The sequence below is a fragment of the Streptomyces sp. NPDC052020 genome, from assembly GCF_040680575.1.
In the GTDB taxonomy this organism is placed as follows: Bacteria; Actinomycetota; Actinomycetes; order Streptomycetales; family Streptomycetaceae; genus Streptomyces.
The window spans coordinates 47,142-61,553 of sequence record NZ_JBFAWY010000040.1 but is presented as its reverse complement, the minus strand read 5'-3'; the positions used below and the strand labels follow the sequence as shown (position 1 = coordinate 61,553).

15 protein-coding genes are annotated in these 14,412 nt (G+C 72.2%); 6 read left to right on the top strand and 9 right to left on the bottom strand.

The annotated features are described in order from the left end of the window. Positions 1–102: 102 nt before the first annotated feature. From AB0L74_RS29695 to AB0L74_RS29685, 3 genes are read right to left on the bottom strand one after another with little or no spacing between them, the layout of a single operon-like run. Positions 103–675 carry a cob(I)yrinic acid a,c-diamide adenosyltransferase gene (locus AB0L74_RS29695; protein ID WP_365659004.1) on the bottom strand — a complete coding sequence of 191 codons (573 nt, stop codon included), beginning with the start codon at positions 673–675 and terminating at the stop codon, positions 103–105. 13 nt (positions 676–688) lie between these two features. Further along, positions 689–1,438, bottom strand: coding sequence for an ABC transporter permease (locus AB0L74_RS29690; RefSeq protein ID WP_365659001.1), 750 nt, complete (start codon positions 1,436–1,438; stop codon positions 689–691). 9 nt (positions 1,439–1,447) lie between these two features. After that, on the bottom strand, positions 1,448–2,230 hold the full coding sequence (locus AB0L74_RS29685) for an ATP-binding cassette domain-containing protein (RefSeq protein WP_365658998.1): 783 nt from the start codon (positions 2,228–2,230) through the stop codon (positions 1,448–1,450). A gap of 79 nt (positions 2,231–2,309) precedes the next feature. On the opposite strand from AB0L74_RS29685, the gene AB0L74_RS29680 reads away from it, so the two are divergent. The 4 genes from AB0L74_RS29680 to AB0L74_RS29665 all read left to right on the top strand — a co-directional run bounded on the left by AB0L74_RS29680 (position 2,310) and on the right by AB0L74_RS29665 (position 7,334). Further along, positions 2,310–2,951 (top strand): TetR/AcrR family transcriptional regulator, encoded by a 642-nt coding sequence (locus tag AB0L74_RS29680; RefSeq protein WP_365658994.1) that lies wholly within the window; start codon positions 2,310–2,312, stop codon positions 2,949–2,951. Positions 2,952–3,075: 124 nt separating this feature from the next. Further along, positions 3,076–3,924, top strand: a complete 849-nt coding sequence (locus AB0L74_RS29675) for a 3-hydroxyacyl-CoA dehydrogenase family protein (RefSeq protein WP_365658991.1) — start codon at positions 3,076–3,078, stop codon at positions 3,922–3,924. 166 nt (positions 3,925–4,090) lie between these two features. Beyond that, positions 4,091–4,414 carry an STAS domain-containing protein gene (locus AB0L74_RS29670; protein ID WP_029382901.1) on the top strand — a complete coding sequence of 108 codons (324 nt, stop codon included), beginning with the start codon at positions 4,091–4,093 and terminating at the stop codon, positions 4,412–4,414. Between the two features lie 274 nt (positions 4,415–4,688). Further along, on the top strand, positions 4,689–7,334 hold the full coding sequence (locus AB0L74_RS29665) for an ATP-binding protein (protein ID WP_365658987.1): 2,646 nt from the start codon (positions 4,689–4,691) through the stop codon (positions 7,332–7,334). A 107-nt stretch (positions 7,335–7,441) separates the two neighbouring features. On the opposite strand, the gene nucS is transcribed toward AB0L74_RS29665, so the two are convergent. After that, entirely contained in the window at positions 7,442–8,113 is a 672-nt protein-coding gene (nucS, locus tag AB0L74_RS29660; protein WP_365658984.1) for an endonuclease NucS, read from the bottom strand. 291 nt (positions 8,114–8,404) lie between these two features. Between nucS and AB0L74_RS29655 the strand changes: the two genes are divergently transcribed. Beyond that, positions 8,405–8,797, top strand: coding sequence for an SCO5389 family protein (locus AB0L74_RS29655; protein WP_365658981.1), 393 nt, complete (start codon positions 8,405–8,407; stop codon positions 8,795–8,797). A gap of 83 nt (positions 8,798–8,880) precedes the next feature. Here AB0L74_RS29655 and AB0L74_RS29650 read toward each other — a convergent pair whose 3' ends face one another. After that, the gene (locus AB0L74_RS29650; protein ID WP_365658977.1) at positions 8,881–9,909 is read right to left on the bottom strand and encodes an LLM class flavin-dependent oxidoreductase; all 1,029 of its coding nucleotides are present in this window, start codon (positions 9,907–9,909) and stop codon (positions 8,881–8,883) included. Positions 9,910–10,162: 253 nt separating this feature from the next. On the opposite strand from AB0L74_RS29650, the gene AB0L74_RS29645 reads away from it, so the two are divergent. Continuing rightward, positions 10,163–10,495, top strand: a complete 333-nt coding sequence (locus tag AB0L74_RS29645; RefSeq protein WP_365658974.1) for an ATP/GTP-binding protein — start codon at positions 10,163–10,165, stop codon at positions 10,493–10,495. Positions 10,496–10,510: 15 nt separating this feature from the next. On the opposite strand, the gene AB0L74_RS29640 is transcribed toward AB0L74_RS29645, so the two are convergent. From AB0L74_RS29640 to AB0L74_RS29625, 4 genes are all read right to left on the bottom strand, one after another. Beyond that, the gene (locus AB0L74_RS29640; protein WP_365658971.1) at positions 10,511–11,380 is read right to left on the bottom strand and encodes an ABC transporter permease; all 870 of its coding nucleotides are present in this window, start codon (positions 11,378–11,380) and stop codon (positions 10,511–10,513) included. Continuing rightward, the gene (locus tag AB0L74_RS29635; RefSeq protein ID WP_365658968.1) at positions 11,377–12,477 is read right to left on the bottom strand and encodes an ABC transporter ATP-binding protein; all 1,101 of its coding nucleotides are present in this window, start codon (positions 12,475–12,477) and stop codon (positions 11,377–11,379) included. Before AB0L74_RS29635 ends, AB0L74_RS29640 begins: the two co-directional genes overlap by 4 nt. A 111-nt stretch (positions 12,478–12,588) precedes the next feature. Further along, the gene (locus AB0L74_RS29630) at positions 12,589–13,359 is read right to left on the bottom strand and encodes an ABC transporter permease (protein WP_365658965.1); all 771 of its coding nucleotides are present in this window, start codon (positions 13,357–13,359) and stop codon (positions 12,589–12,591) included. Positions 13,360–13,361: 2 nt separating this feature from the next. After that, a complete protein-coding gene (locus AB0L74_RS29625; protein ID WP_365658962.1) occupies positions 13,362–14,327 on the bottom strand; it encodes an ABC transporter ATP-binding protein in 966 nt (321 codons plus the stop codon). Between the last annotated feature and the right edge of the window lie 85 nt (positions 14,328–14,412).

Sequence of the window (14,412 nt, the reverse complement as noted above, 5' to 3'; positions counted from 1 at the left end):
GAACGTGAACCCCTTGTGGGACAGCATGGTTGACGTACAGTCACCTCAACAAGCGCTTCGGGCATATTCCAGCGCGAAGGAGTACCCGTAGGGCAGGCCGCCTCAGCGCTCCCCGCCCGGTACCCACAGCACGTCCCCGGTCTCCTTGTTCGCCGTCCGGGCCAGGATGAACAGCAGGTCCGAGAGGCGGTTGAGGTAGGTCGCGGTGAGCGGGTTCATCGTCTCGCCGTGCGCCTCCAGCGCGGCCCAGGTGGAGCGCTCGGCCCGGCGGACCACCGTGCACGCCTGGTGCAGCAGGGCCGCGCCCGGGGTGCCGCCCGGCAGGATGAAGGAGCGCAGCTTCTCCAGCCCTTCGAGGAAGCGGTCGCAGTCCGCCTCCAGCCTGTCGACGTAGAACTGCTCGACCCTGAGCGGCGGGAACTCGGGGTTCTCCGCCACCGGCGTCGCCAGGTCCGCGCCCACGTCGAACAGGTCGTTCTGCACGCGGGTGAGGACCCGGACGACCTCCTCCTCCAGGCCGCCCAGCGCGATCGCCGTGCCGATCACCGCGTTGGCCTCGTTGGCGTCGGCGTACGCGGCGATGCGCAGGTCCGTCTTGGGGACCCGGCTCATGTCGCCGAGGGCGGTGGTGCCCTGGTCGCCGGTCCTCGTGTAGATGCGCGTCAGATTGACCATGTGCCCAGCGTAGTTACGCCCCGGCGGTACGGAACACGCGTGTGCCCACCGTCACGGACAGGGCGGCGAAGGCGACCGCGACCAGGGCGCCGTAGAGCATGGGGGCGGTGGTGTAGGCGCCGACGTAGGCGTCGCGCACCGCGTCCACCAGATAGCGGAACGGCATGAGGTGCGACAGGACGTCCAGCCACGCCGGTCCCAGGGACATCGGGAGCATCAGACCCGACAGGAGCATCGACGGCATGGTCAGGGCGTTGACCGCCGGGCCGAAGCCCTGCGGGGTGTCGAGCTTCATGGCCAGCGCGTACGACAGGGAGGCCAGCGAGACGGTCAGCAGCGCGACGAACGCGAAGCCGATGAGCACCCCGGGCAGCGGTGCCCTGAGCCCCATCGCGACCGCCGCCAGCACCAGCAGTACCGCCTGGAAGACGAAGACGGTGGCGTCCCGCAGCACCCGGCCCAGCAGCAGGGCCAGCCGGCTGACGGGGGTGACCCGCAGGCGCTCGACCACCCCCTGGCCCTTCTCCAGGATGATCGAGAAACCGGCGAACGAGGCGCCGAACAGGCCCAGTTGCAGCAGCAGGCCGGGCACGAGCACCTGCCAGGAACTGCCCCGCTCGCCGAGCGGGAGGCCGGTCAGCAGCGGGCCGAAGAAGAACAGGTACAGCAGCGGCATCAGGACGCCGAAGAGCAGCGCGAAGCGGGAGCGCAGCGACTGGCGCAGATAGCGGCCGTAGACGAGCGCGGTGTCGTGGAACAGCATGGGCGGGTCCTATACGGCTACGGGGGCGGCGTCGGCGGGCGTGGCGGTGCGGCCGGTGATGGCGAGGAACGTGTCCTGGAGCGAGGCGTCGACCGAGCCGGCGTACCGCAGTCTCAGGGCGCTCGGGGTGCCCTCGGCCGCGACCACGCCCCGGTCGACGACGACCAGGCGGTCGGAGAGCGCGTCGGCCTCGTCGAGGTAGTGGGTGGTCAGGAAGACCGTCGTGCCCTGCTCGTCGCGCAGCCGCCGGACCAGGGCCCACAGGTCGGCGCGGCCGCCGGGGTCCAGGCCCGTCGTCGGCTCGTCCAGGAAGAGCACCCGGGGCCGGTGGGTGAGCGCCATCGCGATGTCCAGGCGGCGCCGCTGGCCGCCGGAGAGCGCGCCGCACGGGCGGTCGAGCAGCCCGGTGAGGTCCAGGTCCCGGGCCAGCTCCTCGGCGCGCTCGGCGGCCCGCGCCTTGGCCAGGCGGTACAGGCGGCCCTGGGTGACCAGCTCCTCCCGCACGGTGATCTGCGGGTCGGCCCCGCCCGACTGCGCGACGTATCCGCACGCCCGGCGCACCCCGGCGGGGTCGGTCGCCAGGTCGTGGCCGGCCACCGTGGCGGTGCCGCCGGTGGGCGCGAGCAGCGTCGTCAGCATGCGCAGCGTGGTGGTCTTGCCGGCGCCGTTCGGGCCCAGGAAGCCGAGGATCTCCCCCTCGCGGACGGTGAGGTCGATGCCGCGCACGGCCCGCACCGGGCCGCGTTTGGTCCGGAAGGTACGGGCCAGCCCGGTCGTGGTGATGAGTGCCATGCCCCCAGAAAAACAGAGCGACTGAAAATTTGCAATGACCCCAATTTTTCGCGGGCCCCAGCGAAGCTAGGATGCCGCCATGGCCGAGGGACTCAGGGAACGGAAGAAACGGCAGACCAGGCAGTACATCTCGGATGTCGCCACGGGTCTGTTCCTGGAGCGCGGCTTCGACGCCGTCACCGTGGCGGAGGTCGCGGAGGCCGCGAACGTCTCGGTCAACACCGTCTACAACTACTTCCCGGCCAAGGAGGACCTCTTCCTCGACCGCTCCAAGGGGGTGGTCGACCGGCTTTCGCGCTGGGTGCGCGGCCGGCGTGACGGCGAGTCCGCCGCCCGGGCGGTCCTGCGCGAGCTGCGCGAGGAGGTCGAGTCCGTCTCGCCCCGGATCGGTCTGATGGACGGGTACGAGTCGTTCATGAGGGTCGTTCAGAACTCGCCCGCGCTGCGGTCCCGTATGTGGGCGATCGCCCAGGACGTCCTGCTCGACCTGGAGCGGACCCTGCGCGAGGAGACCGGCGCCGGCGCCGGCGACCCGGTCCCCGCCCTGATGGCCGGTCAGATCAGCTGGCTGCACTCGACCCTGCTGGCCGCCATCGGACAGCGCATGGTCGACGGCGGGACGCCCGCCGAGGTCTCCCGCGAGGCGCTCGTGCTGCTCGACGAGATGGAGGGGCTGCTGAGCGGCAAGGTGCTCAACTACGCCGTCCGGGGCGCACGGTGACCCTCCCCGGTGTGATGTCCGTCATGTGAGACGTGACGCGCGTTACTAACCGGTCACACAGCCCCTCACGAGCGCTAGTGTCCGCCCGAGAGAACCAAGGACAGCGCGTACCAGGGGAGTCGCAGTGGCACGGAAGCTCGCCGTCATCGGAGCCGGCCTCATGGGGGCCGGCATCGCCCAGGTCTCCGCGCAGGCGGGCTGGGACGTCGTCCTGCGCGACGTCACCGACGCGGCGCTCACCCGCGGCACGGACGGGATCAAGGCGTCGTACGACAAGTTCGTCTCCAAGGGCAAGCTGGCCGCCGGGGACGCCGAGGCGGCCCTGGCCCGCATCACCCCGACCACCGACCTCGACGCCGCCGCCGACGCGGATGTCGTCGTCGAGGCCGTCTTCGAGAAGCTGGACGTCAAGCACGAGATCTTCCGCGCGCTCGACAAGCTGGTGAAGGACGAGGCGATCCTCGCCTCCAACACCTCCGCCATCCCGATCACCAAGATCGCGGCCGTGACCGAGCGGCCCGAACGGGTCGTCGGCACGCACTTCTTCTCACCGGTGCCGATGATGCAGCTGTGCGAGCTGGTGCGGGGCTACAAGACCAGCGACGAAACGCTCGCCACCGCCCGGGAGTTCGCCGAGTCCGTCGGCAAGACCTGTATCGTCGTCAACCGCGATGTCGCCGGCTTCGTGACGACCCGGCTGATCTGTGCCCTCGTCATGGAGGCCGCCAAGCTCTACGAGTCGGGCGTCGCCACCGCCGAGGACATCGACCTCGCCTGCAAGCTGGGCTTCGGCCACGCCATGGGACCGCTGGCCACCGCCGACCTCACGGGCGTGGACATCCTGCTGCACGCCACGAGCAACATCTACACCGAGTCCCAGGACGAGAAGTTCGCCGCTCCCGAGTTGATGCGCCGGATGGTGGACGCCGGTGACATCGGCCGCAAGAGCGGGCAGGGCTTCTACACGCACTGAGACCGCGATCGCTCCGGAAAATGTCACACTCCGGAGTGAATTCGGTATCGGTTCGCTCACGGATGGCAACCTCCGACCGGTTAACGCCGTCAGAGGTTGCACACCGTTTTTCACTCATCACGGAGCAGGACACCGCACTCACGACTCACGCACACGGGGAGCGCATATGCACATCAGGGGCGACCACGCCGAGCTGGTCGTCGGGGGCCGCCTCGACGTCCGCAGCGCGGCGGACGCCCGTACGGTCCTGCACTCGGCCGTCGACGACGGAGCCGGCGATCTGGTGCTCGACCTGTCCGAGCTGGACTCCTGGGACGCCACCGGACTCGGCGTGATCATGGGGGCCCACCGGCGGGCCGGGCGCTGCGGCCGGCGGCTGGTGCTGCGCGGCGTACCGCCGCAGATGCAGCGCCTGCTGGTGGCCACCCGGCTGCACCGGATCCTGGCCATCGAGGGCGGCATCGGAGTGGAGACCCTGCCCCGGGTGTGACCCCGGTGCCCCATGCGGCGTCCGGAGGCCACCAGGGCGGGAGAGACCGGGACACCCCTCGGCGACCTGCCCGGCGCACGCAATCCTCACGAGACTGTGACGTCTCGGGCGGCGTGGCACCCCGGACTGTCGGAGATACTGAACGAAGGTTTAGGGTTCGGCTGCCCGCTGCCTCGAAACCCTCTAGCGGGCCCGGACCAGAAGCGACAGCGCGGTGTGCGGCAAGGCCGGGAGGAGCTTGTTGGACACACGACGCTTTTGGGGGCTTGAACCTATGGACCCGAACACCCGGGGACCCGAGGGCCACGGCCACGACGACGGGGGCACCGCCCGGTCGAGCGGATTCGAGACCGGGGGAGACGACGCGCCGCGCCAGCGCCCGCCCAGGGAATCCCTCACGCCCGACTTCGGACAGCACGCGCCCGCACTCGCCCGCACGGTGCGGCTCGTCTCCGGCGAGTACCTGCTCACCGTCAACCCCGTCGACGGCAGCGAGATCGAGCTGTGCCCGCCCGGGGAGCGGCCCGCGCCCCCCGAGAAGTTCACCACCGCCGAACGGGCGGAGGCCGACCGCGCCGCCAGGCCGCCCGTCCCGCCCGGTCCGACGCGGTCCGCGCTGCCGCTGGTGGCCCGCCAGGACGAACGCGACCGGCTCGTCAGGCTGCTAGCCCGCGGCCGCTCCGTACGCCTGACCGGACCCGCCGGCGCGGGCCGCACCAGCCTGCTGGACCTCGTCGCCGAGGACTGCGCCGACCTCGCCCCGGACGGCGTCATCCGCCTCAGCGGCTTCCGCCGCACCGCCGACGAGCTGCTGTACGACCTGTTCTACGCCGTCCACCGCGCGCCCCTGCACCGCCCCGGACGCGACGAACTGCTCCCCCGCGTCCGGGAGATCGGCGCGGTCGTCGTCCTCGACGACATCGAGTTCGGCGGCGCCGCGCTCGACGAGCTGCTGGACGCCACCCCCGAGTGCGCGTTCCTGATCGGCGCCACCCCGGACGTGCCCGCCCCCTCCGCCGGCTCCGCCGTCGAGGAGGTCTTCCTCACCGGCCTGGAGCGCGCGGACGGCGTGGAACTGCTGGAGCGCGCCGTCGGCCGCCCGCTGACCGAGGAGGAAGCCAACTGGGCCGGCGACCTCTGGTTCGAGTCCGAGGGCCTGCCGCTGCGCTTCGTCCAGGCCGGCGCCCTGCTGCGCCGGCGCGACCGGCTGCGGGCCGGCGCCGAGGCCGTCGACGAGTACGGCGTGTTCGCGGACGCCCGCCCCGCGGACGCCGTACCCCGGGACACGGCCGGGAACGACGGCCTCTCCCTGCCCTCGCTGGGCGAGGCCGCCGCGCCCGCCCCGCTGCTCGCCTCGCGGCTGAGCGCCTCCGCCCGCGCCACCCTGGAGTTCGCCGTCGCCCTCGGCGGCGAGGTGCCGCACCAGGCCCACCTGCCCGCCCTCGTCGGCGACACCCACGCGGACGCCGCCCTCGGCGAGCTGGCCGACTGCGGCCTGGTCTCCCCGGTCGGCGCCCGCTACCGGCTCGCCGCCGGCGTGCTCACCCAGCTCGAGGCCGCCGGCTACGCCGACGACATCCCCGGCCGGGCCCTGACCGCCGCCCGGCACTACGCCTGGTGGGCCGGACACCCCTCGGTCACCCCGGAACGCGTCTGCGCCGAGGCCGACGCCGTGCTGGCCGCCCTGGCCGTCCTGGCACCGGCCACCACACGGCCGGCCGAGGACGCCGAGAGTCCCGCCGTGGCCCTGGCCCGCACGGCGGCGCCCGCCTTCGCGGCCGGACTGCACTGGAGCGCCTGGGAGCGGGCGCTGCGCTGCGGAGCCGAGGCCGCGCGGCTCGCCGGAGACGTGGCCGAACAGGCCTACTTCCACCATGAACTCGGCGTCCTCGCGCTGTGCCAGGGGCACCTGGACCGGGCCCGCGCGGAGCTGGAGGCGTCCATCGGCCTGCGCGGCGCGCTCGCCGACAAGCGCGGCACGGTCGCCGGGCGGCGCGCCCTCGCCCTGGTCGCCGACCGGGCCGGCGACACCCCCGGGCTCGGCATCGAGACCACCACGCCCCTGCCCGGCCTCGCCGCGGCGGGCTTCGGCCCGTCCGCGGGGGAGGAGGCGCCCGACACCCTCCGCGAGGAGCCGGCCCCGCCGGCCAAGACCGCGCCCGCGGCCTTCCCGCCGCTCCGGCCGCCCACCGGGACCCCCGCCCCGGTGACCCGCCACGGCGCCTCCCCGGGCCCGTCCCGCGCGGCGCGCGGCGGCATCAGGGGGTTCGCCCGGCGCAACCTGGTGGCGGCGGGCGCGGGCGCGCTGCTCGTCGCCGTGCTGGGCACCGTCGTCACCCTCGGGGCCACCTCCGACAACGAGGGCGGCGGCGCCCCGTCCGACCGGGTCGGCGTCAATCCGTCCGCCAGCCCGGGCGCCGGCGACGACGGCCCGGGCGCCGACCGGGTGGACGACGACGGCGACGGCAAGGCATCCGGCGGCGACGGACCGGGTGCCGCCCGGCCCACGGACCCGGGCCCCGACGGCACCCTCGGCACCGCCGACGACCCGACGCCGACGAGTTCGGGCAGGCCGTCGGGCGGCCCGAGCGGCACACGGGAGCCGAGTGACCCCGGCGACCCCACGTCCGGTGAGCCGCCGACGTCCGGGAAACCGCCCACGTCCGGCAAGCCGCCGACGTCCGAGGAGCCGCCGAGCTCCGAGCCGCCGACGTCCGAGGAGCCGCCGAGCTCCCAGCCGCCGACGTCCGAGGAACCGCCCAGCTCCCAGCCGCCGACGTCGGAGGAACCGTCGAGCCCCGCGCCGCCTCCGCCGTCCACCACCGACTCGGCCAGCGGCCCCGCTCCCAGCGCCTCCACCACCACGGCGAGCGCGCCGGGCGGCGGAGCGCCGGGCTCCGCGTCGAGCACCGTCATCTGACACGGCGCCGCCGCCCGCCCCCTCCCCGGCGGATCCGGGCGCCGACACGGGAGAGGGCCGGGTCCGCTCGGCGGACCCGGCCCTCCTGTCGCTGCTGTCCGCGCCGGTCAGAACAACCGCAGCTTGTCGTCCTCGATGCCGCGCAGGGCGTCGTAGTCCAGCACCTGGCAGCCGATCCCGCGGTCGGTCGCGAGGACGCGGGCCTGGGGCTTGATCTCCTGGGCGGCGAAGACGCCGCGCACCGGGGCCAGGTGCGGATCGCGGTTCAGCAGGTCCAGATAGCGGGTGAGCTGCTCGACACCGTCGATCTCACCGCGCCGCTTGATCTCGACGGCGACGGTCTGCCCGTCGGCGTCCCGGCACAGGATGTCGACGGGGCCGATGGCCGTCGGGTACTCGCGGCGGATGAGGGTGTAGCCCTCGCCGAGCGTCTCGATGCGGTCGGCGAGCAGCTCCTGGAGGTGCGCTTCCACGCCGTCCTTGATCAGGCCGGGGTCCACGCCCAGCTCGTGCGTGGAGTCGTGGAGGATCTCCTCCATCGTGATGATGAGCTTCTCGCCCGCCTTGTTGACGACGGTCCACACACCCTCGTCGTCGCCGGTGCCCTCCTTCAGCGTGCAGGGCGGCGACATCCAGTTGAGGGGCTTGTAGGCCCGGTCGTCGGCGTGGATCGAGACGCTGCCGTCCGCCTTGACCAGGATCAGGCGGGGCGCCGAGGGGAGGTGGGCGGTGAGCCGCCCGGCGTAGTCGACGGAGCAGCGGGCAATGACGAGACGCATGGTCGGCAACGCTACTCGACGCGCCCGCCCCGACGCGATTCGCACTCCTGAACCGGGCCGGCCGGGCCGTCGGCGGGACGCCCCACTTCTCCCATTGGTCCCATCTTGCACACTGGCCGATTGTGCGCCTACGGCTTGGTGCCCATCTGGGCATTCTCCTGGTGCGGCCCCGTCCAGATGCTTACGGTATTGAACGGGAGGTCGCGAGGTGTGTACGCAGCGTGTCCGTCTTCGTGGGCTTCCCTTACTGTCCGGCAACCCCTGCTGGTCGGGGGTGCGAGAGGAGAACCCATGTCGCTCGACGTCTCACCGGCCCTACTCGAACAGGCCGAGCGAGGCGAGGTCGACGAAGCCGACTTCGTCGACTGCGTCCGGACCTCCCTGCCCTACGCATGGGAGATGATCAGCTCCCTGGTGGCACAGCTGAAGGTCGACGGCGGAGCGTTCGCCGACAACCAGACGCCCCCGCCGGACGAGCAGGCACGCGGTCAGCTGCTGCGTGCGCTTGCGAGTGACGCGATACGCGGCGCGCTGCAACGGCACTTCGGTGTGCGACTGGCTTTCCAGAACTGCCACCGGGTGGCGGTGTTCCCGTTGGACTCCTCCGTCGACGAGACGCTGGCCCGCTTCACCTCGGTGCGCGGGCAGTTGCTGAACCAGTCGCCGGAGCTCCGCGACTGCTGACGCGGTGATCGTCGGTTTGCCGCTCCGTACGTGTGAGGCGCAGTGCGTGCCGGAGCGGCAAGCTCCCCGTGGAGAAGGGTGGTTCAGCGCAGCTGGGGCAGTACCTCGGCTCCGAGCCGCCGCAGGTTCTCCTCGGTCGCCGCGAGATCGCCGGAGCCCTCCACCAGCAGCGCGAAACGGGTGATCCCGGTCCGCTCACTGGTCGCCGCGAGCCGGTCGGCGCACAACCGCGGCGTGCCCACCGGGTGCAGCCCGCAGAGCAGTTCGGTGTACGCCACCGGATCCCGCATCTGCCGGGCCCGGCCGTCGACCGTGACATGAGCGTCGAGCCCCTGCCGCAGCCAGCCCGGCATGATCTTCAGCAGCGCCTCGGCCGCGTCCGCGCGCCGGTCCGCGATCTGGCAGACCCCGGCCGAGACATGGGCCGCGCCGCGGACCTCTTCCGGCGGGCGCCCGCACTCCTGCGCGTGCCGCCGCCACAGGCCGACCATCTCGGCCTTCTCCTCGTCCCCGACATGCATGCCGAGCAGCATCGGCAGCCCGCGCTCGGCGGCCAGGCGCACGCTCGCCGGGGAGGTGCAGGCGACGACGACCTCCGGCCCCGGGGCGTCCGTCAGGGACTCCGACGGCCGCGGCACGACGGGGACTTGGCGGAAGCGGAAGCGTTCGCCGTCACCCGACACGGCCGGTTCACGCAGCCAGCGCGTCAGCAGGTCGAGCGACTCCGGGAACCCCCGTTCGTACGCCTCCAGTCCTCCGCCGAACACCTCCAGGTCGACCCATGGACCGCCGCGCCCCACCCCGAGCGAGAACCGCCCGCCGCTGGTGAGGTGGAGCAGCGCGGCCTGCTCGCCGAGGGCGACGGGGTGGGTGGTGGGCAGTACGCTGACCGCCGTGCCGACCCGGATGCGCCGGGTGCGGCCCAGCAGTAAAGCGGCGAGGGTGACGGCGGACGGGCATGTGCCGTACGGCACGAAGTGGTGCTCGGCCAGCCAGACCGAGTCGAGGCCGGCCTCCTCGGCGACCTCGGCGGAGCGGACCGCGCGGTGCAGCGGCTCCCCCTGGCCCTGACCCGGGAACTGGGCCGCCAACACGAAACTTCCCACACGCATTGCTGTTCCTGCTTCCTGGCTCCGACGCGGAGCTCCCCCAACGGGCATAACCGTCTGACACGTGCCGAGGACACGGTCATGACGGGGACATGTGCCGCTCGTCTGCATGCGGGTGGGGCTCCGCGGAGAGGCTGTGTACAGTGCCGCGGGGCCCGCGGCGGGAGACGGGCATGTGCGCCGTACGCGTACCCCGGTGCGCGCCGCGTAGGCTGGATGCGGCCCTTACTTCCCGTATAGCCCCGTGAGGTGTGCTGTGTCCCCGCGTCGCAACCGACCCAAGGGAGCCGGTTCCTCAGGCCGGAGCGCCGAGGACGACCGCCCCGGCCGCTACGGCGGCTGGCAGTCCAGCGAGTGCTGGCAGGGCGAGGAGTGGAGCGTGCGGCACGTGGCGGGCGCGAGCGCGCGGGGCAAGGCCTACCGCTGCCCCGGCTGCGACCAGCTGATCCCCGACAACGTCCCGCACGTGGTGGCCTGGGCGCAGCACGCGGGTGTCGACGACCGGCGCCACTGGCACCGGGCCTGCTGGAACGCGAAGGACCGCCGCACCACGCGGGTGCAGCGGTCCCGTAACGCGCCGCGGTTCTGAGGGCGGATCAGCGGATCACACGTCCCGCTTCTCCAGCAGCGCGAAGGCGCCGGCGAAGACGACGGCCGTCACGCCCAGCACGATCCACAGCGGGTCCCAGCCGGAGGGGCCGGAATCGCTGAGGGACTGGGTGTAGAAGACGCTGAGCTGGTTCGGGATGGAGTACTCCAGCAGGGCCTGGCGCACGTCCTCCAGCGACCGCGAGAACATGAACAACGCGATCACCAGCGGGGCGAGCACCGCGCCGATCATCAGGGTGATGGCGCCCGCCGAATGCCGGATGACCGAGCCCACGGCGAGGGAGAGCAGGCCGAGCAGGGCGATGTAGAGGGAGATCCCGACGGTGGCCTTCAGCCACTCGCCGCCGGTCGGGTCCGCCGCGCCGTTGCCCTCCAGCATCGCGACGTGCGCGACCGCGACGAGCGAGGACGACACCAGCGTCACGGTGAACGCCACCAGGAAGAACACCACGGCCTTCGCCGCCAGCACCCGGCCCCGGCTGGGGCAGGCCGTCATGGTGGTGCGGACCATGCCGGTGCCGTACTCCGAGGCCGTGGTCAGCACGCCGAGCGTGATGACGCACATGCTGCCGAGCAACAGCCCGAACAGCCCCAGGGACAGCGCGTTCTCACCGGACAGGTCGGACGAGGAGCTCGCCACCACCCCGCCGGCCAGCAGACCGATGCCGACCACCAGCAGCACGAACACGCCCAGCGTCCACATCGTGGAGCGCACCGACTTCATCTTCGTCCACTCGGACGCGACCGCGTGCCCGAGGTGTGTGCGCACCACCGGGATCGGCGAGGCGTAGGAGGGGAACGACGGACCGGGCGCCGCCTGCCGGTCGGGCGCGGCCTGCGGCATCGGGGGCTGGGGCGTGCTCATCGGGCGTCCTCGGACGTGGTCGGGTCGGTGACGGGCGCGGGGGCGGGAGCGCCCGCCGGGTGCGGCGCCGTGTGCCGGGGCGGCGGCGGGGCGTACCAGCCGGGCTGGCCCTGGCCGGGGACCGGCACCGGCGGCTGGGCGCCGGGCGGCGGCGGCTGCTGGAGACCGGCCTTCTGGTCGGCGGTCGAGCGGTAGTCGACGACGCCCTGCGTCATGCGCATGTACGCCTCCTCCAGGGACGCCTGGTGCGGCGACAGCTCCCACAGCCGTACGCCGGCCTGGTGCGCGAGGTCACTGATGCGGGGCAGCGCCAGCCCCGTCACCCGCAGCGCGCCGTCCTGCTCCGGCAGCACCTGCCCGCCCGCCTCGGTGAGCGCGATGGTCAGCTTCTCGCGCAGCTGCGGCTCGGTGTCCGGCGTCCGGACCCGGGCGAAGCCGGCGGAATTGGCCGCGATGAAGTCCCTCACGCTCATGTCGGCGAGCAGCTGCCCGCGCCCGATGACGATCAGATGGTCCGCGGTCAGCGCCATCTCGCTCATCAGATGGGAGGAGACGAAGACCGTACGGCCCTCCGCGGCGAGCGCCTTCATCAGGTTGCGCACCCAGAGGATGCCCTCGGGGTCGAGGCCGTTGACCGGCTCGTCGAAGAGCAGCACCTGGGGGTCGCCCAGCAGCGCGGCGGCGATGCCGAGCCGCTGGCCCATGCCGAGGGAGAAGCCCCTGGACCGCTTCCGGGCCACGTCCTGCAAGCCGACCACGCCGAGCACCTCGTCCACCCGCCGGGCCGGGATGCCCGAGAGCTGGGCGAGGCTCAGCAGATGGTTGCGGGCCGAGCGGCCGCCGTGCACGGCCTTGGCGTCGATCAGGGCGCCGACCTGCCGGGGCGCGTTGGGCAGCTTGCGGTACGGGTAGCCGCCGATCGTCACCTGTCCCGAGGTGGGGTTGTCCAGGCCGAGGATCATGCGCATCGTCGTCGACTTGCCCGAGCCGTTCGGCCCGAGGAAGCCGGTGACGGCGCCCGGCCGCACCTGGAAGGACAGGTTGTGCACAGCGGTCTTGTCGCCGTAGCGCTTGGTCAGGCCGACTGCCTCGATCATGCTCCGCACCCATCGAAAGGTTCAGGACAGCGGGGCACACGCCCCCGTAAGGGATAGGAGCATAACCAGCCGCCGGCGGTTCCCGTCGAGGATAAGCATTACCCTCCGTTACTACGCGTCGCGGCGCCTGAGCACCAGGTAACCGCCGATCAGCGCGGCCGCCACCCACAGCACCATGATGCCGAGGCCGCCCCACGGGCCGTACGGAGTGTCGTCGCCGACCGGGGGCACCACCTGCATGATCTTGCTGCCGGCCTGGTCGGGCAGGAACCGGCCCACCTTCTCGGTCGCGTCGACCGCGCCGAGGATGCCGGAGATCAGGAAGAAGAACGGCATCAGGATGCCGAGCGACAGCATCGGCGAGCGCAGCATCGCGGCGACGCCCATCGAGAACATCGCGATCAGGGTCATGTACACCCCGCCGCCGCAGACCGCCCGCAGCACGCCCGGGTCGCCGAGCGACGCCTTCAGGTCGCCGAGCATCGCCTGCCCGAGGAAGAAGGCGGCGAAGCTGGTGGCCATGCCCACCACCAGCGCCAGGACAGTGGCGACCGAGATCTTGCCGAACAGGAAGGCGCCGCGCTGGGGCACGGCCGCCAGCGAGGTGCGGATCATCCCGGAGCTGTACTCGTTCGCCACCACGAGCACCCCGAACACGATCATCGCGAGCTGTCCGAGGCTCATCCCGGCGAAGCTGGTGAAGGTCGGGTCGAAGGAGACCCGGTCCTGTGCGCTCATGTTGTCGTACTCGCTCTTCGACAGCGCCGAGATCAGCATGCCGAGGGCGATGGTGACGACCACGGCCAGGGACAGCGTCCACACCGTGGACGCCACCGACCGGATCTTGGTCCACTCGGACCGGACGACCTGTGCCGTGGCCATGCTCAGCCCCTCCTCCACTCGCTGCCCCACTGCTGCTGCTCCCGCTGCTGCCCGGCAGGCTGCCCACCGTGGGCGTGGTACTCCACCGACTCGGCCGTCAGCCGCATGAACGCCTCCTCCAGCGATGCCTGCTGGGGGGAGAGCTCGTGCAGCACGATCCGGTGCTGAGCGGCCAGCTCGCCGATCCGCTCCGACTTGTCGCCGTCCACCTCCAGCACCTCGGCGCCGCTCTCGGCGACCGTGATCCCGTCCTCGTGCAGCACGTCGAGCAGCCGCTCGCGCTGCGGGGTGCGGATCCGCACGTAACTGCGCGAGTTCCGCGCGATGAAGTCGGCCATCGAGGTGTCGGCGAGCAGCCGGCCCTGCCCGATGACGACCAGATGGTCCGCGGTCAGCGCCATCTCGCTCATCAGATGGGAGGAGACGAAGACCGTGCGGCCCTGCGCGGCCAGCGCCTTCATCAGGTTGCGGATCCAGTGGATGCCCTCGGGGTCGAGGCCGTTGACGGGCTCGTCGAACATCAGGATCCGCGGGTCGCCCAGCAGCGCCGCGGCGATGCCCAGCCGCTGTCCCATACCGAGCGAGAAACCCTTGGCCTTCTTCTTCGCGACCGCCGTCAGGCCGACGACGTCCAGCACCTCGTCGACCCGTCTGGCCGGGATGGCGTTGGCCTGGGCCAGGCACAGCAGATGGTGGTAGGCGCTGCGTCCGCCGTGCACCGCCTTGGCGTCCAGCAGGGCACCGATGTACTTCAGCGGGTCCTTGAGTTCGTCGTAGTGCTTGCCGTCGATGCGCACGTCTCCCGCGGTGGGCCGGTCGAGCCCCAGCACCATCCGCATCGTGGTCGACTTGCCCGCACCGTTGGGCCCGAGAAAGCCCGTGATGATGCCGGGTCTGACGGCGAACGTGAGATTGTTGACCGCCACTTTCTCGCCGTACCGTTTCGTCAGCCCCTCGAGCTCGATCATGCCGCCCACGCTAAAACGGGACGGAGCCCTCTGCCACCGCAGTGACAGGGGGCTCCGTAGGTTTTCAGCCGGTGATACGCGGGGC

What these genes read in the sequence shown, in the direction of transcription:
- AB0L74_RS29695 (WP_365659004.1), bottom strand. Translation starts at nt 675, where the DNA reads ATGGTCAATCTGACGCGCATCTACACGAGGACCGGCGACCAGGGCACC.
- AB0L74_RS29690 (WP_365659001.1), bottom strand. Translation starts at nt 1,438, where the DNA reads ATGCTGTTCCACGACACCGCGCTCGTCTACGGCCGCTATCTGCGCCAG.
- AB0L74_RS29685 (WP_365658998.1), bottom strand. Translation starts at nt 2,230, where the DNA reads ATGGCACTCATCACCACGACCGGGCTGGCCCGTACCTTCCGGACCAAA.
- AB0L74_RS29680 (WP_365658994.1), top strand. Translation starts at nt 2,310, where the DNA reads ATGGCCGAGGGACTCAGGGAACGGAAGAAACGGCAGACCAGGCAGTAC.
- AB0L74_RS29670 (WP_029382901.1), top strand. Translation starts at nt 4,091, where the DNA reads ATGCACATCAGGGGCGACCACGCCGAGCTGGTCGTCGGGGGCCGCCTC.
- AB0L74_RS29665 (WP_365658987.1), top strand. Translation starts at nt 4,689, where the DNA reads ATGGACCCGAACACCCGGGGACCCGAGGGCCACGGCCACGACGACGGG.
- nucS (WP_365658984.1), bottom strand. Translation starts at nt 8,113, where the DNA reads ATGCGTCTCGTCATTGCCCGCTGCTCCGTCGACTACGCCGGGCGGCTC.
- AB0L74_RS29655 (WP_365658981.1), top strand. Translation starts at nt 8,405, where the DNA reads ATGTCGCTCGACGTCTCACCGGCCCTACTCGAACAGGCCGAGCGAGGC.
- AB0L74_RS29650 (WP_365658977.1), bottom strand. Translation starts at nt 9,909, where the DNA reads ATGCGTGTGGGAAGTTTCGTGTTGGCGGCCCAGTTCCCGGGTCAGGGC.
- AB0L74_RS29640 (WP_365658971.1), bottom strand. Translation starts at nt 11,380, where the DNA reads ATGAGCACGCCCCAGCCCCCGATGCCGCAGGCCGCGCCCGACCGGCAG.
- AB0L74_RS29635 (WP_365658968.1), bottom strand. Translation starts at nt 12,477, where the DNA reads ATGATCGAGGCAGTCGGCCTGACCAAGCGCTACGGCGACAAGACCGCT.
- AB0L74_RS29630 (WP_365658965.1), bottom strand. Translation starts at nt 13,359, where the DNA reads ATGGCCACGGCACAGGTCGTCCGGTCCGAGTGGACCAAGATCCGGTCG.
- AB0L74_RS29625 (WP_365658962.1), bottom strand. Translation starts at nt 14,327, where the DNA reads ATGATCGAGCTCGAGGGGCTGACGAAACGGTACGGCGAGAAAGTGGCG.